The organism is Nostoc sp. UIC 10890 (genome assembly GCF_054786515.1).
On the sequence record NZ_JBSGKF010000001.1, the window covers coordinates 5,300,151 to 5,325,145 of the forward strand.

Annotated in this window: 24 protein-coding genes and 1 pseudogene; 13 read left to right on the forward strand and 12 right to left on the reverse strand. The window is 41.6% G+C overall.

Going from position 1 to position 24,995, the window contains the following annotated elements; genetic code table 11:
* Positions 1-42: 42 nt before the first annotated feature.
* From ACWATR_RS21995 to ACWATR_RS22005, 3 genes are all read right to left on the reverse strand, one after another.
* The gene (locus tag ACWATR_RS21995) at positions 43-1,281 is read right to left on the reverse strand and encodes a BaiN/RdsA family NAD(P)/FAD-dependent oxidoreductase (protein WP_460336991.1); all 1,239 of its coding nucleotides are present in this window, start codon (positions 1,279-1,281) and stop codon (positions 43-45) included.
* Positions 1,282-1,330: 49 nt separating this feature from the next.
* The gene (gene rd, locus ACWATR_RS22000) at positions 1,331-1,495 is read right to left on the reverse strand and encodes a rubredoxin (RefSeq protein WP_069070731.1); all 165 of its coding nucleotides are present in this window, start codon (positions 1,493-1,495) and stop codon (positions 1,331-1,333) included.
* Positions 1,496-1,630: 135 nt separating this feature from the next.
* The gene (locus tag ACWATR_RS22005; protein ID WP_069070730.1) at positions 1,631-1,825 is read right to left on the reverse strand and encodes a hypothetical protein; all 195 of its coding nucleotides are present in this window, start codon (positions 1,823-1,825) and stop codon (positions 1,631-1,633) included.
* Positions 1,826-2,246: 421 nt separating this feature from the next.
* Here ACWATR_RS22005 and ACWATR_RS22010 point away from each other — a divergent pair, with 421 nt between their 5' ends.
* A complete protein-coding gene (locus ACWATR_RS22010) occupies positions 2,247-2,801 on the forward strand; it encodes an SRPBCC family protein (protein WP_460336995.1) in 555 nt (184 codons plus the stop codon).
* Positions 2,802-3,069: 268 nt separating this feature from the next.
* On the opposite strand, the gene clpB is transcribed toward ACWATR_RS22010, so the two are convergent.
* A complete protein-coding gene (gene clpB / locus ACWATR_RS22015) occupies positions 3,070-5,688 on the reverse strand; it encodes an ATP-dependent chaperone ClpB (protein ID WP_460336998.1) in 2,619 nt (872 codons plus the stop codon).
* 478 nt (positions 5,689-6,166) lie between these two features.
* On the opposite strand from clpB, the gene ACWATR_RS22020 reads away from it, so the two are divergent.
* The gene (locus ACWATR_RS22020) at positions 6,167-6,418 is read left to right on the forward strand and encodes a hypothetical protein (RefSeq protein ID WP_460337001.1); all 252 of its coding nucleotides are present in this window, start codon (positions 6,167-6,169) and stop codon (positions 6,416-6,418) included.
* A gap of 28 nt (positions 6,419-6,446) precedes the next feature.
* On the opposite strand, the gene ACWATR_RS22025 is transcribed toward ACWATR_RS22020, so the two are convergent.
* A complete protein-coding gene (locus tag ACWATR_RS22025; RefSeq protein WP_460337003.1) occupies positions 6,447-7,289 on the reverse strand; it encodes a GAF domain-containing protein in 843 nt (280 codons plus the stop codon).
* Positions 7,290-7,484: 195 nt separating this feature from the next.
* On the opposite strand from ACWATR_RS22025, the gene ACWATR_RS22030 reads away from it, so the two are divergent.
* The 7 genes from ACWATR_RS22030 (at position 7,485) to ACWATR_RS22060 (ending at position 13,942) form a co-directional block, all read left to right on the forward strand.
* Positions 7,485-7,853, forward strand: coding sequence for a hypothetical protein (locus ACWATR_RS22030; RefSeq protein ID WP_460337006.1), 369 nt, complete (start codon positions 7,485-7,487; stop codon positions 7,851-7,853).
* 75 nt (positions 7,854-7,928) lie between these two features.
* Positions 7,929-8,183 carry a TIGR02450 family Trp-rich protein gene (locus ACWATR_RS22035; RefSeq protein WP_460337009.1) on the forward strand — a complete coding sequence of 85 codons (255 nt, stop codon included), beginning with the start codon at positions 7,929-7,931 and terminating at the stop codon, positions 8,181-8,183.
* 706 nt (positions 8,184-8,889) lie between these two features.
* Positions 8,890-9,756: a ferredoxin:protochlorophyllide reductase (ATP-dependent) iron-sulfur ATP-binding protein gene (gene bchL, locus ACWATR_RS22040; protein WP_012410753.1), complete on the forward strand. Its 867-nt coding sequence runs from the start codon at positions 8,890-8,892 to the stop codon at positions 9,754-9,756.
* Positions 9,757-9,788: 32 nt separating this feature from the next.
* On the forward strand, positions 9,789-10,577 hold the full coding sequence (locus ACWATR_RS22045) for a DUF5331 domain-containing protein (RefSeq protein WP_460337014.1): 789 nt from the start codon (positions 9,789-9,791) through the stop codon (positions 10,575-10,577).
* A gap of 176 nt (positions 10,578-10,753) precedes the next feature.
* Complete coding sequence (locus ACWATR_RS22050) at positions 10,754-12,157, forward strand: ferredoxin:protochlorophyllide reductase (ATP-dependent) subunit N (RefSeq protein WP_163939065.1); 1,404 nt, start codon at positions 10,754-10,756, stop codon at positions 12,155-12,157.
* 165 nt (positions 12,158-12,322) lie between these two features.
* Positions 12,323-12,586 (forward strand): AbrB/MazE/SpoVT family DNA-binding domain-containing protein, encoded by a 264-nt coding sequence (locus ACWATR_RS22055; RefSeq protein ID WP_460337018.1) that lies wholly within the window; start codon positions 12,323-12,325, stop codon positions 12,584-12,586.
* Positions 12,587-12,988: 402 nt separating this feature from the next.
* Positions 12,989-13,942 (forward strand): hypothetical protein, encoded by a 954-nt coding sequence (locus ACWATR_RS22060; RefSeq protein WP_460337021.1) that lies wholly within the window; start codon positions 12,989-12,991, stop codon positions 13,940-13,942.
* A gap of 170 nt (positions 13,943-14,112) precedes the next feature.
* Here ACWATR_RS22060 and ACWATR_RS22065 read toward each other — a convergent pair whose 3' ends face one another.
* The 6 genes and pseudogenes from ACWATR_RS22065 to ACWATR_RS22090 form a co-directional block, all read right to left on the reverse strand.
* Complete coding sequence (locus ACWATR_RS22065; protein WP_460337024.1) at positions 14,113-14,445, reverse strand: element excision factor XisI family protein; 333 nt, start codon at positions 14,443-14,445, stop codon at positions 14,113-14,115.
* Positions 14,433-14,801: pseudogene (locus ACWATR_RS22070) on the reverse strand (element excision factor XisH family protein); the annotation flags it as partial. The gene ACWATR_RS22065 and the pseudogene ACWATR_RS22070, both read right to left, overlap by 13 nt.
* Before the next feature lie 183 nt (positions 14,802-14,984).
* Positions 14,985-15,725, reverse strand: coding sequence for an amino acid ABC transporter ATP-binding protein (locus ACWATR_RS22075; protein WP_460337027.1), 741 nt, complete (start codon positions 15,723-15,725; stop codon positions 14,985-14,987).
* A gap of 55 nt (positions 15,726-15,780) precedes the next feature.
* Positions 15,781-16,956 (reverse strand): amino acid ABC transporter permease, encoded by a 1,176-nt coding sequence (locus ACWATR_RS22080; protein WP_460337031.1) that lies wholly within the window; start codon positions 16,954-16,956, stop codon positions 15,781-15,783.
* Between the two features lie 147 nt (positions 16,957-17,103).
* Positions 17,104-18,030, reverse strand: a complete 927-nt coding sequence (locus ACWATR_RS22085; RefSeq protein WP_460337034.1) for an amino acid ABC transporter permease — start codon at positions 18,028-18,030, stop codon at positions 17,104-17,106.
* 114 nt (positions 18,031-18,144) lie between these two features.
* A complete protein-coding gene (locus ACWATR_RS22090; RefSeq protein WP_460340598.1) occupies positions 18,145-19,224 on the reverse strand; it encodes an amino acid ABC transporter substrate-binding protein in 1,080 nt (359 codons plus the stop codon).
* Positions 19,225-19,788: 564 nt separating this feature from the next.
* On the opposite strand from ACWATR_RS22090, the gene ACWATR_RS22095 reads away from it, so the two are divergent.
* Both ACWATR_RS22095 and ACWATR_RS22100 read left to right on the forward strand, forming a co-directional pair.
* Positions 19,789-20,346 carry a hypothetical protein gene (locus ACWATR_RS22095; protein ID WP_460337037.1) on the forward strand — a complete coding sequence of 186 codons (558 nt, stop codon included), beginning with the start codon at positions 19,789-19,791 and terminating at the stop codon, positions 20,344-20,346.
* A 77-nt stretch (positions 20,347-20,423) separates the two neighbouring features.
* The gene (locus ACWATR_RS22100; RefSeq protein ID WP_069070711.1) at positions 20,424-21,068 is read left to right on the forward strand and encodes a DUF3318 domain-containing protein; all 645 of its coding nucleotides are present in this window, start codon (positions 20,424-20,426) and stop codon (positions 21,066-21,068) included.
* Positions 21,069-21,594: 526 nt separating this feature from the next.
* Here the strand turns inward: ACWATR_RS22100 and ACWATR_RS22105 are convergent.
* Complete coding sequence (locus ACWATR_RS22105; RefSeq protein WP_069070710.1) at positions 21,595-22,500, reverse strand: CoB--CoM heterodisulfide reductase iron-sulfur subunit B family protein; 906 nt, start codon at positions 22,498-22,500, stop codon at positions 21,595-21,597.
* A gap of 415 nt (positions 22,501-22,915) precedes the next feature.
* On the opposite strand from ACWATR_RS22105, the gene acpP reads away from it, so the two are divergent.
* A complete protein-coding gene (gene acpP, locus ACWATR_RS22110) occupies positions 22,916-23,170 on the forward strand; it encodes an acyl carrier protein (protein WP_460337041.1) in 255 nt (84 codons plus the stop codon).
* Between the two features lie 264 nt (positions 23,171-23,434).
* Complete coding sequence (gene fabF / locus ACWATR_RS22115) at positions 23,435-24,685, forward strand: beta-ketoacyl-ACP synthase II (protein WP_460337044.1); 1,251 nt, start codon at positions 23,435-23,437, stop codon at positions 24,683-24,685.
* Positions 24,686-24,995: the final 310 nt, after the last annotated feature.

Below are 24,995 nucleotides of genomic sequence, written 5' to 3' on the forward strand. Positions count from 1 at the left end.
TCTTCATTTTTAATTTTTAATTTTTAATTCCGCCTTGCGGTACTAATCGCTAGTCGCCATTGCTATTCCTGCTAAATACCCGGTTGTCCAAGCACTTTGGAAGTTAAACCCGCCGGTGACGCCATCAATATCTAAGATTTCTCCGGCAAAATAAAGACCAGGAACTAATCTACTTTCCATTGTCTTGAAGTTGACTTCTTTGAGGTTGACGCCGCCACAGGTAACAAATTCTTCTTTGAAGGCTCCTTTGCCGTTGATTAAGTATTGTCCCTGAGTAAGTTCTTGCACCAGTTGATTTAAGGTTTTACTAGATATTTCTGCCCAACGGTCTTCTGTAGTAATGCCTACACGGGCAATGATATATTGCCAGAGACGATGGGGTAACTCAACGCCTCGATGCAATGCGATCGCTTTCTTTCCCCATTCATCCTTAACTGCTAAAACTTTTTCTCGCACTTGTTCTTGTTGCAAATCAGGTAGCCAATTAATCAATAATGTGGCTTGATAGCGGCTTTCGTGCAGAACTCTTGCACCCCAAGCAGAAAGTTTCAAAACAGCGGGGCCACTCAAACCCCAGTGGGTAATTAGCAATGGCCCAGTTTGTTGTAATTTGGATTTTCCGCCGGCAGATAACCGCAATTGGGCAGGGTTAACGCTAACTCCAGCTAAATCCCGCAGCTTTTGATCGACAATATTGAAGGTAAATAACGAAGGTACTGGCGGTTCAATTTGATGACCTAATTCTCGGACAATTTTATAACCCGCAAGGCTACTACCGGTTGCCAAAAGTAAGCGATCGCATTGAATTGTCTCTCCCGACTTCAAAAGAATATCAAACCCCCCATCTGCTGAGGTTCGTTTCACTGAAGTTACATGTGTACCGATACGGAGTTTTACCCCAGATTTCGCCACCGCTTTAATTAGACATTCCACAATGGTTTCTGAAGTGTTGGTGACAGGAAACATCCGGCCATCAGCTTCCGTTTTGAGATAGACTCCACTAGCAGCAAACCAAGCTACTGTGTCTTGAGGCCCAAACCGAGTCAAAGCACCCCGCAAAGCTTTTGCACCTCTGGGGTAATTTTGCACTAATTCCTCCGGATCAAAGCAAGCGTGAGTGACGTTGCAGCGTCCACCGCCAGAAATTAGCACTTTCGCTAGAGGTTGGCGACTGGCTTCGAGTAAAGTAACTTCGGCTTCAGGATTAGCTTTAGCACAAGCGATCGCGCCAAAAAATCCCGCTGCCCCACCCCCAATAACTACAATTTGTAACGGTAGCAAGTTCTAAAATTTCTCAATAGCACGTACTTTACTAGGCTAGCCGTTATCTTCACTCTTCAACTAGTTCAAATTCCTCTTTTGTTGCACCGCAAACGGGGCATGACCAATCATCTGGTATATCTTCAAACATTGTTCCCGGTGCTATCTCGCTATCTGGATCGCCTACTTCTGGGTCATATTCATAGCCGCAAACAGTACATAGATACTTTGCCATGTTCCTTTCCCCTAGTAAATTGTTGGCATTGCTTCAATAGTTTTTTTCGCCCAGGAGTGGCGCGGTATATACCCAATAACTCTTTATCAAAGGCCAATGACAAATGACAAATGACCAATGACCAATGACAAATGACTAAAAACGCCACCATGTCCTTTGGGCGTAACTGATAATCCCAATTGCGATCGCCCCAAGTAGCAATAGCCAAATTATTCCACCTGGAATAAAGGTGAGAATACCAAAGCCTCTCAGTACCCAGACGGCGACGCTAACGCCAAGAAGGATACCAAAAATCTGGATTAATCTACGATTTAAAGAAGATTGACTCACTTACTTTTCCTCTCAACTCAACAGACATTACATTTAATATTGATAATTAAGATATGAAGTTACGATGAAGTTGCAGTTTCATCAGAAATAATACGTAAAAATCGAGATATGCTATCCAAAAGTTGGGGTCAGGTACTTGATATTAGTTCGTCTTTGTGCAATTCTAGCTGTTAATAATGCAGTTTTTCATCTACAAGTATTACTTTGATAAAACTCACTTAAGTACTAATTGTGTTAATTGTGAGAAAGAATACAGTTTTTACAGTAAAGTGACTGAAATAATTAGCAAAAAATCACTGTTTCCGGAAAAAATAAGGATTAGACTGGAACTAAATTTAATGGGTTGGATTTAAATCAAGTTTTATGGCTTGTAATTTCAACTCCATTTAGGTGGATGAGTTGAGGAGTAACTTAAATCATTATGTCTGCGTCTTATATATCAGACTCAATTATTGCAGGTTCAGGTATGGCTTGGAATCAAGACAAGCAAAAGTTGCTGGTACAGGGTGAAATTTTTGTAGAAACGCGATCGCACAAAACATGTGGTGGTGCGGTGACTGCCTGGATGTATTTGCCGATGGTGCGATCGCATGTTTGGCAGCAATTAACTGATTATCCCCGGTGGGTACAATATTTTCCCGATATCACCCAGAGCGAGGTATTACATAAAGGTGAAGTCAAACGTCTGTATCAAGCAGCACAAAAAGCCTTCTTCTTTTTCACAGCTCAAGTGGAAATTTACCTCAACGTTGTAGAAGTGCTGGGGCAGCAAATTCAATTTCGCATGGAAAAAGGGACTTTTGAGGACTTTAACGCCAATTTAGAACTCAAAGATTGTGGTAATGGCACGATACTTGCTTACACTGTCCAAGCTACCCCTTTGATTCCAATTCCATCAATTTTCATTCAACAAGCAATGAATTTAGAATTGCCTGCAAATATGCGTAAAATGCGACAAGTTATTTGTAAGGGTTAAGGTAATTCGTAATTCGTAATTCGTAATTCGTAATTCGTAATTAAGTAAGTCGGCGTAATAAAACCAAACTGTGTAATTGAAGAAGGCAGGAGGCAGAAGGAATACTGTTTTCTGCTCTCTGCCTTTCTAGATAAATGTAAACAAGGCTCAAACTCTCTTTCCCCCTACCTTGTCCCAACGACTCTACTTACTACCCTAGGAATGTTTCACAAAAAAACGCCAAGAGGCTTTTGCTTAGCTTGGCGTCTTGGCGTGAGATGAGCTTCAATTAGCTAGTAAATACCTCGACAGGTAAGCGACTAAAAGAAAGACGCTCATTTTGGACATCTACAAAGATGGTGTCGCCGTCGTTGAATTCGCCGCGCAAGATGGATTTAGCAATTTGAGTTTCCAACTCTCGCTGAATCGCCCGCTTCAGTGGACGCGCCCCATACACGGGGTCGTATCCTACTTCTGCTAAAAAGTCAAGTGCAGTATCCGAGAGTTTCAGGGATATTTTGCGATCGCTCAATCTTTGGCGCAATCTCTCCACTTGCAGTAGTACAATTTGGCGCAATTCCTTCTTATCTAAGCCGTGGAAGATGATAATTTCGTCAATCCGGTTCAGGAATTCTGGACGGAAACTATTTCGCATCGCCTCCATCACCCGACGGCGCATTTCGTCGTAGTGGGCGTTATCTCCAGCGACATCAAGAATATACTGCGAACCGATGTTGCTGGTCATGATGATAATAGCGTTCTTAAAGTCCACCTTATGACCTTGGGCATCAGTGACGCGACCATCATCGAGAATTTGCAAGAAGATATTGAAGACATCGGGGTGTGCTTTCTCGATTTCGTCGAAGAGAATCACTGAGTAAGGACGGCGACGAATCGCTTCTGTAAGTTGTCCGCCTTCTTCATAACCCACATATCCTGGAGGCGCACCAATTAAGCGAGAGACGGCATGTTTCTCCATATATTCCGACATATCGATTCGCACCAGCGCATCTTCGCTATCGAACATAAACCCCGCCAGCGCTTTCGCCAACTCGGTTTTACCCACACCTGTAGGCCCAAGGAAAATAAAGCTAGCGATGGGACGATTCGGATCGGCTAATCCAGCGCGCGATCGCTGAATTGCATCTGCTACAGCTGTAACTGCTTCTTCTTGTCCAATCACGCGGTGGTGCAGTTCATCTTCTAAATGCAGCAGTTTATCTTTCTCAGATTCCACCAACTTGCTGATGGGAATTCCTGTCCATTTAGAAATAATTTCGGCAATATCAGCTTCAGTGACTTCTTCCCGCAATAGTGATTTACCACTTTTTTGAGTGCTTGCCAATTCAGATTCTACTGTTTCCAATTGACGATGCAAACTGGTTAAATTGCCGTATTTCAACTCCGCAGCGCGGTTAAGGTCATAGTCGCGTTCTGCTTGCTGAATCTCTAAATTAACTCGTTCAATCTCTTTTTTAACAGACTGAATTTTGTCAATAATATCTTTTTCAGACTGCCATTGAGTATTCAGGGTTCTTTGTTCTTCTTTGAAATCAGCAATTTCTTTTTCGAGTCTTTCTAGACGTTCACGAGAAGCTGCATCGCTTTCTTTTTGCAGCGATAGCTTCTCCATTTCCAATTGCAGAATCTTGCGATCGATTTCGTCGAGTTCTTCTGGTTTGGAGGTTATCTCCATTTTTAATCTCGCGGCGGCTTCGTCTACCAAATCAATGGCTTTATCGGGGAGGAAGCGATCGCTAATATAACGACTCGACAATACGGCGGCTGCAACTAAAGCGCTATCAGAAATCTTCACCCCGTGGTGGTTTTCATAACGTTCTCTCAACCCGCGCAAAATCGAAATGCTATCTTCTACACTGGGCTGATCGACATAAACTTGCTGGAAGCGTCTTTCTAGTGCGGCATCTTTTTCGATATGTTTGCGGTATTCATCTAGAGTTGTCGCCCCAATACAGCGCAATTCGCCCCGCGCCAACATTGGTTTTAACAAGTTACCCGCATCCATCGCGCCTTGGGTTGCACCAGCGCCGACAACGGTGTGAATTTCATCAATAAATAAAACAATATTGCCGCCAGATTCAGTAACTTCTTTTAATACTGCTTTCAGGCGTTCTTCAAATTCACCCCGGAATTTTGCCCCCGCAATCAAAGCACCCATATCTAAAGAAATCAGCTTGCGGTCTTTGAGGGATTGGGGTACATCACCTGCGATAATGCGCTGTGCTAATCCTTCTGCGATCGCAGTTTTCCCAACACCTGGTTCACCAATTAGCACAGGGTTATTTTTAGTCCGGCGAGAGAGAATTTGGACAGTGCGACGAATCTCATCATCCCGTCCAATCACTGGATCGAGTTGACCTTTACGTGCAGCTTCGGTGAGGTCACGCCCGTATTTTTCCAGTGCTTCGTATTTGCCTTCTGGATTTTGGTCGGTCACTTTTTGGCTCCCACGAATTTGTTTAATAATATTTTTTAGCTTGCCTTCGTCTAAACCGAATTCTTGGAATAAAGCTTTGCCAAAGCGGTCATCTTTAGCGTAAGCCAGCAATAAGTGTTCAATTGAAATATATTCGTCTTGAAACTCTTTGCGATACCCATCTGCTCGGTCTAAAAGCGTATCCAAGCTACGTCCCAAGTAGACAGAACTGCTGCTACCAGATACTTTCGGCTGACGTTTAAAAAATTGTTCAGTGCGATCGCGCAGTTTTTGGAGGTTAACACCCGCTTTTGTGAGAATCCCTGTTGCTAGACCATCTTGTTCTAGCAACGCCTTCATCAGGTGTTCACTTTCTATCTGCTGTTGTTGATATTGTTTAACAATATCCGGGGTATGGGCGATCGCTTCCCAGGCTTTTTCTGTAAATTGATTAGGATTAGTAGGTTGCATATAGGCAGGCTTTTAGAGAAACCACTCTAGGCGCACAAGGCACAGAGAGACAAATAGTCTCCCATAAAGACATTGTAAAAAAAGGTAAGCTCTTAGCTGGATCGGTCTTCACGTCTTTGTAGAGTAGTAGTATTACCGCCCTTGCTGGTTTTGCTACCGTTTTTTGGTTCGTCTACAAACAAATTTCCCAGGCTCAAGACACACTAAAGCGATCGCCCTGAGCATCCTAGCACCATAATCATCAGAAATTTAATTTAAATTAACTTATTACTGAGATTCAGTAAATTTCTGTTAACAGAGTGCTAGCACAATGAATATAATGAGTTTCTAGGGAGTCGCAGCTAGTTTTATGGATAAATTGAGTAAAATGAATATATAATACTACGATCTGTCATGAAAAGATTCTTGTCAGAAAATGCATAAAAACTAAATATAAACCAGTAAAATTATCTATCGTTATTTAATAGTGGTGAAAAAGGTGAAAGATATTCATATAAGAAGTTTAACAGCCGAAGAACGTCAATCTCTGTTAATGAGAGAATCGAAAGAGTATATGCGCGGCAAGAAAAGCCTAAGCCAATTTCAGGAAGCTGAACGTAAATATGGTACAGATTATGGTTCAGTTACCCTCGAATTAGCTAGTAAAGATAAGCTCATGCCAAAGCTATGGCGTTTTTTGGCATCTCCTTGGCGGCAAAACAAAGATCAAGACTTAATTAAACTCAGATAGTATCTATCTATGTGCTGAAATTGTAGTTTTAATTAGTAATTGAATGTTGTACTTGGTAATTACGCGCTACTAGCATAACTCCAGCTAGGCGATTAGCAATTACAAATAACAACTCTTGTGTGGCTTTAGAATCAAAAGTTGTCACGTCTCTGCTGTAGAGACACAAAACTCCTAAACTATCCGTACCTCCGATTATTGGTATAGTAATCAATGTTGCATAATCTAAAATACGGCCAGTTCTATCTTTGCTAAAAACGTATTGCGGATCATCCGCGTGCCACATATTATTTATGCGTGATAAGTGTACAACCCGTCGTTTTTTGTCAATGAAAGTACAACCCGCACACCCCCGATTTGGATTAGAGTCTTTACCAATATAGAAACGTACTTTATTTCCATACTCATTTGGTGATTGTGATTGACACCAAGTAGTTAAAAAATCTGGATCACTAGGATCTGGTGCATAAATGGCAATACCACAACCATCTAGAAGTGGCATGATGTTGAGTGTTTTTTCGATAAATTGCTCTAAGAGCCGCTTGAGTGATTCATGAATGTTTGGATTTACATCTAACTTAGGCAAAAGCAATAGTAAAGATTCATCCAGTTCGTTAAGCTTGATTGCGATTTGATGCGCTTTATGATAGTGTATTGCAGTCAATGAAAGCGGCAACAGAGTAATTAATAGAACTAAAGCCAAAACCCATAGTTTGACAGGTAGTGGCTCGTTAATTAAAGGCAATAGCTTTTCTGAAAAAACTTTATCTGCTTGGTTGCCAATAACACCACTAAAAGCCGCAAGCGATAAAGACGCTAGAAAACTGATAACTATTTTTACCCAGTTGGGAATTTTTGGTAAATTAAACGCCATAGCTGCTGATAGGCATCTAAAGAGGTGGTCAGTAGACCTTTAATTACAGTATAAAGGCTATATAAACAACAACAGGTGTACTTTACAGAATCTCACTGAGATATATCTAACAGTTGTTGCACAGTCATCTACATAAACCTTCCCTGTCCCCACACAGAGTTACCATAATTCCAGGTCGCCTAGTGGATGCTGAAAATGATTGACCCCTACGACTTTGAAGATGATGACTTTGACTTTGAGGATGAAGAGTTATTTAAAATAAAACCCATCAGCCAAATGACTGAAGGTGAAAAGCTACAGCGGTTTAAGCGGTTCTTCGACAGCAGCAGTCGGGCTATGTTGCAAGATTGTCTATTTCGGATTGTCGATTACGAAGATGGTACGGGTACGTTAGAAATTCTGTGCCCTAATGAAGTTGTAAGGCAACGCCTTTCTAAGAAAAAGCGCAAAATTACCAACAACATCAATACCTGCTGGAGTCATATAAGATGGTTTTCGCTATGTGTCCAGCAAGATAGTGAGTTGCATTGCCAGAAGTTTACCCGTAACGGTGATTTGGCTTAGTTGGGGATTGGGGACTAGAGATAAAGAAAGTGTTTTCCCAATGACGAATGACAAATGACGAATGACAAATGACAAATGACTAAAAAACAAAAATTTCCTTACCTAGTTGGTTCTAAGTGGACAGCACAGCAAAAAGTTGATGGCTGGCGGCACTTCCAAGTAGTAAATCGTAAAAATCAGGCTAAGTGGGTTTATGCCGAAATGGTTTCTGCTTGTGATCCTAAAGTCCGTTTCTGGATAAATGCCAAATTATTACAAGATAACTCCCAGTGGCAAGCTGGCTGGCAAACATTACAGGAAATCCAGGAAATTGAAACTGAAGTGTCCTGATTTGCCTCTTTCCGAATTCTCTGACTGGTAATGCCTATTAGTGTGCTGCTGCCTTCTTCACAGGCGGCAGCCAAAATATTTGAATAATATTAGACAATATCTGGTAATTTAATAATTTTTTACAAAATCACACTAACTTACTCTCAAGCAGCAATTAAACTGTTGTGACTATCGACTAAAAACTGGCAACTTATCTGCGATACCTTCTCTACGTTCGCGCAGGGTGTCGCAGACGGACGCTACGCGTAGCTTGCTTCGATGAAGTGGTACGGTGAGCTACGCTAACGCAAATTCCAATATTATTTTCAGCATAGGGCTGCATATACCTCGCTTTACTCTTCACCCTGCGCCCCAATGCCCTGAAAACACGTTGTATAAACATCAGTTAATTCCATGAAAAGCATTTAAAAAAGCCTATTATAGCTTTTTGTATTTTGTAACTCTTTTTATAAAAGTAAGTAATAAAAACTTTTTTTTAGCTATTTTTAGAGCTATTGAAGTCTTTTAAGTTTATAAAAGCCTAAATACATATAATTAATTTTTAATTCATCATATTAGACCGTTTTACAAATCAAGAGCCACTTTCTTTTCTATGTAACTTGCCCAATAATGAAATTCACAGACCTCACGCATCGCCATCTCAGGACAGGTGAAGGCAAATGTTTGAGCCACAAGTTTGACAAGAAGCTATAAGAGGGAAACAACAGTGAAACTAGCAGTCTACGGAAAAGGTGGTATCGGCAAATCCACAACTAGCTGTAATATATCCGTCGCCCTAGCTAAACGTGGCAAGAAAGTGCTGCAAATTGGTTGCGACCCCAAACATGACAGTACCTTTACCCTGACTGGGTTTTTGATTCCGACAATTATCGACACCCTCCAAGAAAAGGATTATCACTACGAGGATGTCTGGCCGGAAGATGTGATTTATAAAGGCTACGGCGGTGTTGATTGCGTAGAAGCTGGTGGTCCACCTGCGGGTGCTGGATGTGGCGGTTACGTAGTGGGTGAAACCGTAAAATTACTTAAAGAACTCAACGCCTTTGATGAGTACGATGTAATTCTTTTTGACGTTCTGGGTGACGTAGTTTGCGGTGGTTTTGCAGCACCACTCAACTATGCAGATTACTGCCTGATTGTTACAGACAACGGCTTTGATGCTTTATTTGCTGCCAATCGGATTGCTGCTTCAGTCCGCGAAAAAGCAAGAACTCACCCACTGCGTTTAGCTGGGTTAATTGGCAACCGCACATCCAAGCGCGACTTGATTGAAAAATATATAGAAGCTGTGCCAATGCCAGTTTTGGAAGTTTTACCTTTAATTGAAGATATCCGTGTTTCCCGTGTGAAAGGGAAAACTTTGTTTGAGATGGCAGAGCAAGATCCTTCCCTAGACTACGTTTGCGACTACTATCTCAACATCGCCGACCAAATTCTAGCGCGTCCTGAAGGTGTTGTACCGAACGACACACCAGATCGGGAGTTGTTCTCTTTGTTGTCCGATTTTTATCTAAATCCGGGTAAACCCCAGGTTCCTAATTCAGAAGAGGAACTAGACTTGATGATTGTATAAATCACCAAGTTCTCAGGATGGGGGACAATAACATGGCATTCTTTCATAGCTTTACGGATTCAATAAAGCAAAAGTGGTTGCAATTTTTCCAGAATAATCGAGACTGGATTACCCTGCACATGCAAGTGGAATCAGTGTACACCCCTGATGGCGGGAAGCGACCACCTTCTTACCTCATCCTGGGAGTTCTTAACGCCCTAGAACCAAAGCTAGCGCAGTTAATGTTGCCCTTTGCCAAACTTAATCCTGACGCCGATACCCTAATTGACGTACTGGATTTGCATTTTGACCCAGATTTAGCTCTCGGTAATCGCTTCGTCGTCAACCCAGATGTCGAGAGATTCGTGGAAGCAGCAGCAGATGTCATTGACGAAAAGCCTGAAGATGAAACATTGACACATTCTCATACAAATGGCTTTGCGGCGGTGGCGGTAGTTCAAGAGTTCACAATGGTGGATTCTGAGGATGAAAGCTTTGGGATCAGCGAGTTGGAGGAAACCGAGGATGGCTTTGGCGATATTTCCTTGACCAACGGACACAACTCAAAAGATGAGTCTCTCCAAACCTCTAGTTTAGAAGCAGATGAGTTTGGGGAAATTGCCTTCGATTCAACAGCTGCGATGGAAGTAAAGCTGGATGAAGAGGAGGAACTTGAAGATAGTTCACTAGATGAGAATGCGTTTAAAGACGTGTTATCAGATGTCTGGGGTGATGAAACAGCTTTGCAGAAGGCTGAAGAAAGTAACGATTTTTTGGGGGAAGAACTGCCAGCAGGCGTTTTTGATGAATCAGAAATTGCCCGTCTCTTCCCCAACGCTTAATTATTGCCGTTCCTCACAATTTTAAGTTTTAGATTTGGGGTTTTGGATGAGGAATTAGGGAAATTGTCGTTAGACAGAGGATACTTTTGTTGTCCCAGCCTTCAATCCAAAATTATCAATCTAAAATCTGAAATTGGTTGAACTGCCATTAAATATCAAGGGGAGAAAAAACCAAAATGACTGTCGCTCAACAACCAGAAGCTTTAAGCTTTGAATGTGAAACTGGAAATTACCATACCTTTTGCCCAATTAGCTGCGTGGCGTGGTTATACCAAAAAATTGAAGATAGCTTCTTTTTGGTGATTGGGACAAAAACTTGTGGCTACTTCCTGCAAAACGCGATGGGGGTGATGATTTTTGCTGAACCCCGCTATGCAATGGCAGAGTTGGAAGAGGGCGATATTTCGGCACAGCTGAGTGATTATGAAGAGTTAAAGCGGTTGTGCTTGCAAATTAAACGCGATCGCAATCCTAGTGTAATTGTCTGGATTGGCACTTGCACCACCGAAATTATCAAAACAGATTTGGAAGGTTTAGCACCAAAACTAGAATCCGAAATCGGAATTCCCATCGTTGTAGCGCGGGCAAATGGTCTAGATTACGCCTTTACCCAAGGAGAAGACACCGTATTAGCAGCGATGGCTAACCGTTGTCCTGATAAGGCTCCGGTGGCGGAAACAGAGAAAAGTGAACGAAATGCGATCGCTAAATTGCTCAACTTCGGTAAAAAGAAAGAAGATGTCGCCCAAGATGAATCTGAGTACGTGGATCATCCACCCTTAGTTCTCTTTGGTTCCCTTCCCGACCCCGTAGTGACTCAGTTAACCTTAGAACTGAAGAAACAAGGCATCAAAGTTTCCGGCTGGCTACCCGCGAAGCGCTTCACTGAACTGCCAGTATTGGAAGAAGGGTATTATGTCGCTGGTGTTAACCCCTTCCTCAGCCGCACAGCTACCACCTTAATGCGCCGCCGCAAGTGTAAACTCATTGGCGCACCCTTCCCCATTGGCCCCGATGGTACTCGCGCTTGGATTGAGAAAATCTGCTCGGTGTTTGGTATTACTCCCAAGGGTTTGGATGAACGGGAAGCACAAATTTGGGCAGGTTTGGAAGATTATGTGAAATTGATTCGTGGTAAATCTGTATTCTTCATGGGTGATAACTTACTGGAAATCTCCCAAGCCAGATTCTTAATCCGTTGTGGGATGACTGTTCACGAAATCGGCATTCCCTACATGGATAAGCGCTATCAAGCTGCTGAGTTGGCATTGCTGGAGAAAACTTGCCAGGAAATGAATTCACCTCTGCCAAGGATTGTAGAGAAGCCGGATAATTACAATCAACTTCAACGGATTTATGAGTTGAAACCAGACTTGGTAATTACTGGTATGGCTCACGCGAATCCGTTGGAAGCACGGGGTATTAATACTAAGTGGTCTGTGGAGTTCACTTTTGCTCAAATTCACGGCTTTACGAATGCGCGTGACATGTTAGAGTTGGTGACTCGTCCGTTGCGTCGGAATAATAATTTGAAAGATTTGGGTTGGGATAAGTTGGTGAGAGAAGAAGCGAAGATTTAAATTTCGGTTTCGATTGAGCAACAGCATAACACTATGTTACAGGCGAACTTTCGAGTTCGCCTTTTTTTTCGTAGAGGCGCAGAGAACACAGAGGAAGAGAGAAATGGAGATAAACAAAAATGCTAAAATTTTTATATTACTCTTAGTTTTTTACTTCTTAACTTAATGGAAATTACAAAATTGTCTCCCCAAGGACAAGTAATTATTCCCCAATCTTTGCGAGAAGCTCATCAATGGGAAGTGGGCCAAGAATTTATTATTATTGATATGGGCGATGGAATTCTTTTAAAGCCTAAGAAAGTTTTTCCAGAAACTAAATTAGATGATGTAGCAGGTTGTTTAAAATATCAGGGAAAACCCAAAACTATTGAGGATATGGACAATGCAATTCGCCAAGGTGTAGAGGAATCATGGCATGATTGCAGTTGATACAAATATAATTGTTAGATTTTTAACTCAAGATGATGAATTACAGTTTCAAACGCCAATTTACGACAGTTTAACACCTATATAAACACGGTTTTCACGACATTGAGCAGGAGCTAGCCCAAGATTAGCTATCGCCTTACTCATTAGACATCTCCGAAAACTACATAAGTATCCTTGACTCCGTTAATACCTTAGCGCATCCGTGCCAATTTATTTTTATCGCGCTTACTGTAGGCGCTGTGATCCACATCCTACAATCTTTTGACCTCCGATTAGTCAGAATGTATTGACCGATGTTACAGATGTTATAGTAGTTATACTGTTGCCATATTTTTCACTCAGTAGATATAACCCAGAAAATACATAATTCATCATTTTCTATAAAATTACAAGGAAAAAATAATGAGTGGCTTTTCTCAAGTTCAAGAAAAATGGATAAGTTATGAAAAAGATTATGAACCATATATAGAAATAATGACGGCAGATAAACTGGAAAAAGCTTTTGAAAGAACTGAAAAAACTTTTAATCAAGCTCTTATTGAAGAAAATTCTAAAAGATTGCTTGATATTATGAACAGTTTGAAAAAATATAATAAATTTTTCAGGCTACCTAGTATTGCATACGTAGAAATTGAAAGAGAAGAAGATAATGATGATGATAATCCTATACGAAACAATTACATCATAGGAGGCAGGCATAGAGTAACTGCATTACTGAAATTACTGGAAAAAGAGAATAAAGATAAATCTCATTTTAAAGTTCAGGTAGAAATGAGAAAAGTAAATAATTTTTTGGATATTATTGAATTAATTATTGCAGATAACGAAGGAAGAAGTATGTCAAAAAGTGAAGAAATTTACTTACGGCAGCTTCAAGACATTTTACCTTTAATTCAAGATCCTAATATAACTTTTTCTAAATTTATAAATCAAATTTTAAATAATAACGCAGTCAACAAAAAAGGTAAAGAAAACATCATTTCTGCTTATGTAGATTACCAGAAAAATAATTTAGGCTTCAATACAATTATAAAACTACACGGAAGTAAAACATACACACAGTTAATAATTAAATCGCTGTTAAGTAATCTTTTAAATAGAAACCCTCAATTAGGTAAATGGGACGGAATAAAGCTAGAACGTGCAATAAAATGGTGTTGGGGAGGTTACAAACAAAGCCCAATTACAAATGTAATTAACAAATCAAATATTCTTTGGCGTAGTAAAAATAAGCCATTTATAGCAACATTACGGGAAAGTCAGAAATTAAGTAATGGTGACATTTATATAGGTAGATGCTATAAGGAGATAGCAGATTACGCGGTAGAAGAATGGGAGTTTGCTAATAAGCCTTGAGGCAAATAACTGAGAATCTGGCTAGTCAACAGAATGTTTGGACTAGCGATGGCTCTTTTTAACCAGAGATGCAGAGCGATCGCACATACAAGCATTGAACGCGGCTTGAAATCTGACTTCAATTAATAAATCGCAGATGAGAGAGCGATCGCTATTTTCAATAAGTTCAATTAACTAACAGCAAAGTCTGTATATTTACGCACAGAAGGTAACTGAAAACCTAAAACAATATCTTCTTTTGGGACACCTAATTCAACCAATTCATTAGCAATTCCTACCTCTGTCCCATCTTGCTGAATCCAGATTTTCTCGTCAATAATATCTAGATGGAGAACAGGCCCATATATGCGGTCTTGCTCGTGCCAACCTACATAAACTAATTGATAATGATCGTGTTCTGTATCATAAATTGTCTGTGCTTGAATGCGATTATCCCAAACAATACTAGCGTGTTGTTGAAGTAAATTCTTAATATATTGTCGATATTCGTTTAGCTTTGCCATTGGTCTATTACCTCCTGTTCAATATTATAAATTAGTAAACAGAGTTGATTAATTTGAATAACAGATTGGATAAATGGAAGTATAAAAAACTCATTGTAAACAGTACTAGGAACAGCTAAATATAAAGTGCGATTGGCTTCTTTTTTTTGTAAAGCAATTCGGTAAATAATAAATTGTCCTAATGCAGCATAAAGTTCTGTAATTTTTGAAGGACTCAAAAAACTTTTAATTTCAACAGCTATTTTTTGTCCTTGTTTTTCGGCTGCAATAACTTTTTCTGCTCCTAAATCAACATATAGCTCAAGTGTTCCCGCCTGGAGAGCATAAGGATCATGAGTGATTAACCACCCTTCTTTCTCAAGTGCTGTTTAGACAACTGTATGAAAAGCATCTTTAGCAGACACGGGTTTAATTCCAATTTATGGCGGTGCTTGATTTAAAAATTTCCATTTCAATAATACATTGACAACTTAGTGAAACAACAATTAGAAGTGAAACGCAGAGGGGCGCAGAGGTAAGCGCAAAGTAGCGCAGAGGTTTTAGAGAATTTGTGATAAAAATTTGCGTGTTCTTTCTTCTTTGGGGTTGCTGAAAAATGTGTCTGGGGTGGCTGACTCAACGAGGGAACCGCTATCCATTAAAATCACTCGGTCGGCGACTTCACGAGCGAATCCAACTTCGTGGGTGACTACTACCATTGTCATCCCATCACGGGCTAGACCTCGCATTACATCCAAAACTTCGCGTACCATTTCTGGATCTAAGGCTGAGGTGGGTTCGTCGAACAGCATAATTTTGGGTTGCATGGCTAAAGCACGTGCGATCGCAACCCGTTGCTGTTGTCCACCAGATAACTGTCCTGGATACTTCTGCGCCTGTTCTAAAATTCCCACTCTTTCTAAGAGTTGCATTGCCGATTCTTCAGCTTTTGCTTTTGGCGATCGCCGTACCCAAATTGGTGCTAAAGAGATATTTTGCAGCACTGTCAAATGAGGAAATAAATTAAATTGCTGAAATACCATTCCCACTTCTTTGCGAATCGTTTCAATATTTCGCAAGTCATGGCTGAGGGTAATGCCGTCGATTTCAATTTTTCCCTGTTGATATTCTTCTAAAGCGTTAAATGTGCGGATAAAGGTAGATTTTCCTGAACCAGACGGCCCCATTAATACTACTACTTCTCCACGATTGACTGTCAAGCTCACACCCTGAAGAACGTGGAATTTTCCATACCACTTATGAACATCTTCAGCAATAATTATTTTTTGTATATCTGACATATTATTCAAAGCCCGAATAATCAATATTATTTTGATAACAACCAATAACCAATGACTAATTACTCAACTGTCTCTCTAACCGCCGAGAAGCCAACGACATGGAGTAACAAAATACCCAGTAAATAAATCCAATAAATAGATAAACTTCTGCATAACGTCCAAGAAATTGTGGTTGTGCCAAGATTGAACGGGCAATACCTGTTAGTTCTACTAATCCCACCAAAGATAATAGTGAAGTGTCTTTAAATAAGCCAATAAACTGACCAACGATCGCAGGAATAACGGTACGTAAGGCTTGAGGTAAAACGATTAACAAAATTACTAAGGCTGTATTTAATCCTAACGCTTTTGCAGCTTCAATTTGCCCGCGAGGAACTGATTGGAGTCCACCACGCACGTTTTCTGCCATGTATGCAGCACTAAATAAAACCAATCCAGCAATTGCTCGCAATACTCGATCTAGACGCACATCTGCTGATAGAAACAAGGGAAGCATTACCTGAGCTAAGAACAAAATACCAATCAGTGGTAATCCTCTAATAATTTCAATGTACAGGATAGAAAACCAACGCACTACGGGTAAATTGCTTGTGCGCCCTAAAGCCAGTAAAACCCCAATGGGAAAGGAAAGCACAATACTAACTGCTGCCATCAGGAGGGTAAGTAGCAAACCATTCCACAAATTTGTAGATACTGGCTGCAATCCAAATCCACCGCCAATTAGCCAAAGAATTATGGGGAAAGACAATAACCATAATAGGGAAAGCCAAGGAGTTACTACCTTAGTAAACTTTCCTCCAAGCCAAAAACCTACAAATAGTAAAATTGCAATTAACAGTAACCAAAGGCGGGATGTAAAGTCTAGTGGTAAAACAAATAACAAAATGCCGATGATAAAAGCAAACAAAGCAATTCCACGTTTTGTTAACTGTTGCTTGCCAAAGAATATACCTACCGTTATGGCGGCTAAAATCGAAGCGATCGCCAGCACAATCCAAATTCGCCAATATAGCGTTTGCGGAAATCTACCAACTAAAAATAAAGGTAAATTAACCTGAATTACTGCCCATTGTGCTTGAGTTGTTGCCCAAGTGATAATTCCTCGCACTGCCCAAAATAGCAACACCAAATAGGCAACAGTTAACAAGCTGTTGTACCAAGTACTAAACAGGTTTTTACGCAACCACAACAATTTTAGATTTTGAATTTTGGATTTTGGATTACTTGTCATCTTAATTATTTATTCTCCCTGTATACCTCTGCTAGACCAATTAAAAAAAAGATTGCGACAGATTGAAAGCAAAAAGCAATTACCACTAAATCTTTCTCTACGAGACGCTACGCTAACAAAATCTAAAATCTAAAATCTAAAATTGTATTATCTCTCTTTAATTTGTACACTGCGATTGAATAAATTCATCACTACAGAGATGGTTAAACTTAGGGTGAGATAGGTGAGCATAATCAGTAATATCACTTCTACGGCTTTCCCCGTTAGGTTAAAGGTGGTGGAGGCGACAAAATAAATATCGGGGTAGCCGATCGCGATCGCTAAACTGGTATTTTTGGTCAAATTAAGATACTGACTCGTTAACGGTGGAATGATAACCCGCAAAGCTTGGGGAAAAATCACTAACCGCATTGCTAACCCTGGTTTTAATCCTAGCGATCGCGCTGCTTCCCATTGTCCCTTCGGTACTGATTGAATCCCACCTCGAACAATTTCCGCAATAAACGCACCTGTGTAAAAAGTTAATCCCAATAACAAAGCTGAAAACTCTGGGGATAAGGTAAACCAAGGAAGCTCTAAGCCATTTTGACTAACACCAATAAAACCCCAAAGGGATATCTTATTTTCTGTTTTGGGAAAACTAAGAAAAACAGCAAAGTACCAAAACAGCAATTGCAGCAGTAAGGGCGTATTACGGAAAATATCCACGTAAACCATCGTAATATTCCGCACTAGCCAGTTGTCAGAAAGTCGGGCAATCCCAGCACCTATCCCTACAATTGTCGTGAGAAAAATCCCTGCAACCGCCACACGTAAGGAGTTAATTAACCCCACCCACAAAGCATGACTGTAGGTGTCAGTGGGTTTGTAGCTAGTCAGCGTCTCGCCAATATCAAAAGATGCTTGTTGCTTAAGAAAATCAAATCCAAACTGAATACCTAATTGCTGCAAATTGCGCTGAAGATTTTCCCACAGGATTACTACTACAATTGCTGCTAAAAATATGGCAGCTAATTGCAAGGCAATCCTCCAAAAGCGGACATCACGCCATATAAGCGGTTTTGAGTTTGTCATTGGTCATTTGTCATTTGTCATTTGTCATTGGTCATTGGTCATTTGTCATTGGTCATTTGTCATTGGTCATTGGTCATTTGGCATGAGTTATTCTCCTCATCTCCCTAATGTCTTCTACCGGAATGGTGGAGAATAAAGTAGTCCGCCTTTGCTCCAGAGTTGATTTTGACCACGAGCTAGATTTAGTTTTGTCTTGGGGCCGAGGTTGCGATCGTAAACTTCGGCGTAGTTACCAACGTGTTTAATTATTCTGGCTGCAAAGTCGTTTGTTAAGCCTAGTCCTTCCCCAAGGTTGCCTTCGGTTCCTAAAAAGCGCTTAATATCTGGGTCATTACTAGCAGCAAACTGACCTACGTTCTGGGAATTAATGCCCAACTCTTCAGCTTTTACTAGGGAATAAACCACCCACTTGACAGCATCACCAAACTTAGTGTCTCCTTTGGCAACAGCTGGTGCAAGGGGTTCTGAAGAAATCACTTCATCGAGAATCACGTTGTCTTCTGGTTTGGGTAAAATTGTACCCCGCGAAACTAATGCTGAACGGTCAGCCGTAATGCTATCGCAACGACCTTCGGCATAAGTAGCAAAGGTAACGTTAACGTCTTCAAAGACAACGGGTTTGTAGGTGATGCTCCTTTTCCGCATTTGGTCTGCTAAGTTCTGTTCAGTCGTAGTTCCAGTTTGAACGCAGATAGCTTTACCTTTCAAGTCTGCTAGAGACTTAATGTTGCTATTTTTGCGAACCATTATGGCTTGTCCATCGTAAAAGACTACAGGTGCAAATTCTAGACCTACAGAGGTATCGCGGCTAAGTGTCCAGGTAGTATTGCGACTGAGAACATCTACTTCTCCAGTTTGCAAAGCTGTAAACCGCTCTTTGGAATTGAGATTGCGAAATTCTACTGCATCTGGGTTGTCGAATAAAGCTGCGGCGATCGCACGACAAATATCTACATCAATGCCGCTGTATTTACCGTCAGTTCCCACAAAGCTAAACCCTGGCACTTCACCACTGACACCGCAAGTTAATTGACCACGGCTTTTAATGCTATCCCAACGATTTCGAGTTACTGGTGCTGTGGAAGTACTCGCTGGAGTGCTGGGTGTATTTGTTGTTTGCCCTGAATTTCCACCACAAGCAGCGATCGCGCATACTAAAGGTGCGATCGTTAGAATCAAAGCTGATTTACGCATAAACTTCATAATTACTAGACCAGAAATAATGTATTGCTCACTGCAATCATTCAGTGAAAACAATTTGTTGCTTGTAATATAAAACTTTACCAGTCTATGTGCTATTTTTATTCGCTTTTAAAAGCGCAATAACCGTTTTTACTTATATTTTCAAAAGCCTCAGATGCTGTATAGAAATTATTTAAAATTGACTTTAGCTTTCAAGTTTGATTTAAAATCCTGCTACCATGCTTGTCCTAGCAGTACATTCATTAAAACCATAAGAGAATATTAAAATTTAAGTGAGTTAGTGCTATATCCTTCACCACGGAAGATTTAAAAACAAGTCGTTATCGCTTCTTTAATAATGAGAAAGAATCCTTCATAAAATATCATTCACAGCGCAGAATGATCATCTGTTTTTTCTATCTTCATGCCCAATGCCCAATGCCCCATACCCAATGCCCCATGCCCTAATTGCATACTTCTATGTGATTAGAAGTATCCACACCAACCCAAACAACTACCCTTAGCAGGTTAAACTAGGTCTGGTAACAACTGCTCCACGTTCCTTATGAGGCTTTTATGGGAGCTAACCTCGAACAGATTGCCAACTATTTAGACAACCTTGGTTGGGACTACCGTTTTGATGATGAAGAAGACCGAATTATAACAGGTGTGGAGGCTGATAACCTAGAAGATTTCCTAATAGTTGTCCAGCTGGATGAAGAGGGAAAATTTTTTCGCGTATTTGCCCCTCAAGTTCTAGCAGGAATTCAAGACCATCCTCACAAGGGAGCGATCCTACAGACAATGCTTGCCATTTCCTGGGAAACCAAAATGTTGCAATGGGAATATGACCCATCCGATGGCGAAATCCGTGCCATTATTGAGTTCCCTCTAGAAGACTCGATTTTGACAGAAAAACAATTTCACCGTTGTCTGAGTGGGTTAATTCAGATTGTCGATGGTATAGCAATACCTCGCCTGAAAGAAGTTATGGCAACAGGTCTTGATCCGGGGAATATAGAACTTGGTGAAAGACTGTTACTCAGTATCCAAGAAGAAGCTCCAGGATTGTTAGATTTGCTGGAAAAAGCAATGGAGGCGAGGAAAAAGCGAGGAAGTTTTCCTAACGAGTGAGACGGATCATCACTTAAATAGCTATACTCCAAAGTGATACCCTCACTATATACTGAAATTTTCTGGGGCTGGATATTATGACATCCTATGCAACCTCCTCTGCCAAAGCGGAAATGAGTGAACTCCGGCGGTTGAAAGGCTTATTACCGCCAGAATTACAGAGCTGGGTCACGGTTGAAGGCACAACTGAGGTCAATCCACCCCTGGTTCGTTGCGAAGAAATTGGTAAAGACCAGGTAGAAATTCAAATTGACTTGGTGAAATGGGATGCCCTCGCAATGGATCAGCGTAATCTGCTGTTCTGGCATGAAGTTGCTCGCGTTCAAAATGACACAATTCCCAAAGATGGTTGGGAAATGGCAGCACTAGCCATCGGTTTAGGTGGTGCTGTAGGCGAATTGTGGGTACAAGATGGATTGCTGCTGGTGTTAGCTTTGTCGCTTTGTGGCGTGTCAGGCTGGCGACTGTACCAAAAGAATAATGGGGAAAAGCAACTAAAAGAATTGCTCAATGCTGATGAGAAAGCGATCGCTTTGGCAACTCGTTTTGGTTATAGCCTCCCCAATGCCTACAAGAGTCTCGGTAGCGCCTTAAAAACCCTGATTGACAATACTCCTAGTAAGCGCCAACGGTCGAGATACGAAGCAAGACTTTCTGCCCTCAAACGCAGTGCCAATAAGGCAAAAGCTAAATCCAAAACTACAGATGAAGGCGCACTCTAGAAACCAGAAATTGGGTTGGGTGGTTATTGTCCACCCTACAAAATACCTAAATTACGGGACTTAAGGTATCTTCAACAAGTGAAATTTATCATCCATTACTAGAAAACAGGGCATCAAACCCTGTTTTCTAGTTTCTATTTCTCTATGAAGATGCACATCATAATACCCCCCTGTAGTCTCCCCAAGGCATCCTACGGTGTACACACAAGTCGAAAAAAGATCAATTTCTCATTGTTCTCTCGTTTATCTCGTTTTATCTCGTTCCTATTGCTCTGCATAGGAATGCCTGATTAGAGGCTCTGCCTCTAGTCAGATATTGAGTCAGAGACTCAATGAATGCATTCCCAGGCGGAGCCTGGGAACGAGGAAATGCTTATCAAGCTAGGTTTTTAGGACTTGTGTGTACACCGTAGCCAAGGCATCGGGGGGACGGCGATAGCCGGGGGGTGAATTATATGCAGCTTCACAAAGAAACGGTATAAGTACGTGTTCGCTTAATTATTGATAGTCGTGAACATTGTTTCCCCTAAAATCCTAATTTTTCCAACACTGGCTTTGTGGAAACAATGTGGCGTTCTAAACCCAATTCTTTTGGACTAACCCCAAGTGCCAAAGCAATCAACTGGGGTAAATGTAACACTGGTAAACCTAGCTTTTGTTCAATTACCTTTTCTACCTCTGGCTGACGCGAATCTAAATTTAAGTGGCATAGAGGGCAAGGTGTAACTATACAATCAGCACCAGATGCTAAAGCGTCCTGAATATGCATCCCTGCCATCTTAAAAGATTGGGTAGTGGCATAACTAGAAAGTGGCCAACCACAACATTGTGTCCGACCTCGGTAATAAATTGGTGTTGCACCCACAGCCCGAAACATATTCTCCATCGCTTCTGGTTGGAACGGATCGTCATAGGGCATAGATTTTTGGGCGCGGAGGAGATAACAGCCATAAAAAGCCGCACATTTTAATCCAGTCAACTTTCGGGTGACACGTTTGGTAATTTCCTCTAAACCGTAATCTGTCACCAAAGCGTAGAGAAGATGTTTAACGTCAGTACTACCGCGATAAGGCGAACAACCTTCTTTATGCAACAAGCCATTAACCTGTTCAATGTAGACAGGGTTAGAAGTCTGACATTCTTTCAGGTGTTCGTTGACATGACCGATAACACCTTGACAAGTGCTGCAATGGGTAAGTAAGGGCAGATTTAATTCTTCTGCTAAAGCAATATTTCTGGCATTGACTGTATCTTCTAGCAGTTGGGAATCTTCTTTAAATGTGCCAGAACCGCAGCAAGCAGCTTTTTTAAGTTCAACCAGTTCAATACCTAGTGCTTGGGTAAGAGCTTGAGTTGACTGGTAAAGTTCCCGACAGGCCCCTTGGGCAACACAACCGGGGAAGTAAGCGTATTTGAGTGTCTGAGGTAGCATAGAAGTATGTTTGGGTTAGAGCGATCGCTCTAAACAATAACTGTTTTATCATTCCTTGTTAGCACCGAATTTCTAATGTTGGATGTTTCGCGACCCTTTAACCATCTAGGTTCAAAGCCGCAGCATCTACATATTTTTATTTCTAGCAAGGCTGTAAATACTGATAGAGACATTGTAAAATTTTTTAGCAATAATTGGAAAACAAAAGCATTTACACGGTGTCGGCGATGGTGTAGCACCCTCCACTGCCTAAGTGTTGCCAGAAAACTTGCCAATTCTTTTTAGAAGAAAGGTTTTCTAACAGAAAAATCCTTGGCAGTATCCGGGTGATCGCGCTTGACGATAAGATGTATATGCTAAAAACAATGTCTCCTCGTTAGAGAAGATCGTAGCAAGTGGTTAAGGACTTTTATTTATGAGCCAAGCGGAACTTTTTGAAAAGGTCAAGAAAATCGTCGTCGAACAACTCAGTGTTGACCCCCCTGAGAAAGTCACACCACAATCCAAGTTTATGGAAGACCTGGGAGCAGATTCCCTGGATACCGTTGAATTGGTGATGGCCTTGGAAGAAGAATTTGATATCGAAATTCCCGACGAAGCTGCCGAACAGATTACATCGGTTCAAGACGCAGTAGATTACATCAATAACAAAGTTACCGCATCAGCTTAATTGGAGATGGGGGATTGGGGATTGGGGATTGGGAAGATTTTTCCCCGCACCTAGTCACATGGAGGTGATGCTCCTAACGTAGCTAACGCCAGTCGCTCATGGTGCAGCCCTGCGGTATTGGGGTTTCCTCAAGTATTCGCGTAGCGTCTCCGAACAGGAGAAACAAGTGGGGTGGAAGCCCCCAACACCAAGCTGGCTGACGCTACTTACTCACTAACCCCGAATTTTTTGCCATGCAGCTTTTTCGCCATTTTTAACTGAATCATGACAGATCATACACGTAAACGCGTTGTTGTAACTGGTGTTGGCGCGATTACACCTATAGGTAACACAGCAACAGAATATTGGGATGGATTATTAAGTGGACGCAATGGCATTGACTACATCACATTTTTTGATGCGTCTCGCCATGATTGCCGGATTGCTGGTGAGGTGAAAAACTTCGATCCACATGATTACTTGGAGCGCAAAGAGGCCAAGCGGATGGATCGATTTTCCCAATTTGGGGTCGCGGCAGCAAAACAGGCTCTAGCTAACGCGGAGTTAGTGATCAATGACCTGAATGCAGAACAGGTCGGTGTCATGATCGGTTCTGGCGTTGGTGGCATTAAGGTATTAGAAGACCAGCAAACTATCTACCTCAACCGTGGCCCCGATCGCTGTAGTCCATTCATGATCCCGATGATGATCGCCAATATGGCCGCAGGGTTAACGGCAATTCACACGGGTGCTAAAGGGCCAAACTCCTGTCCTGTAACTGCCTGCGCCGCTGGTTCTAACGCCATTGGAGATGCTTTTCGTCTCATTCAAGGGGGATATGCCGAGGCGATGATTTGCGGGGGTACGGAGGCAGCTGTTACACCATTGTCGGTAGCTGGGTTTGCCGCCTGCAAGGCACTCTCTTTTAGCAATGATGACCCAACTAAAGCTTGCCGTCCCTTTGACCGCGATCGCAACGGATTTGTTTTGGGTGAAGGTTCAGGAATTTTAATTCTAGAAGAACTTGAACATGCCATCAGTCGCGGCGCTCACATTTATGCCGAAATGGTCGGCTATGGGATGACCTGTGACGCCTACCATATTACTTCGCCGGTACCTGGTGGATTCGGAGCCGCTAGAGCGATCGAACTAGCGCTCAAAGATGCCGGACTAACTCCCGAACAGATTAGCTATATTAATGCCCACGGCACTAGCACCCCAGCTAATGATTCAACTGAAACCTCAGCAATCAAAAAAGCCTTGGGAGAATATGCCTACAAGGTAGCAATTAGCTCCACCAAATCGATGACAGGTCATTTATTGGGCGGTTCTGGAGGTATTGAAGCAGTGGCAACAGTACTGGCGATCGCTAATGACCAAATTCCACCGACAATTAATCTGGAAAATCCTGATCCAGAATGTGACTTAGATTACGTGCCTAACTTTAGCCGCGCTCAAAAAGTCGAGGTGGCAATATCCAATTCTTTTGGGTTTGGCGGTCATAATGTCACACTGGCCTTTAAGAAATACGTTTAAAAGAAGTCAGGAGGCAAAAGTCAGGAGGCAGAAGGCAGAAGGCAGGAATCAGAATTCATTAGTTTGATCCGACTATGCTCGTTTGCCCAATGCCCTATGCCCAATGCCCCATGCTTCATGCCCATGCCCAAAGTATCAGAAATAACATTCCGATATAAAGTAAGCGTTCAGCATGACCCAATTATCAGCTTGATTTATCACCAGAAACTCAGGAGATCCCGCTTGTCCATCGACAAGCGGGAGTGGGATGATGAGGATACTGTGGGGAATCTAAAATAACCCCAGCAAGAGAAGCTACAAAGAGTGCTAA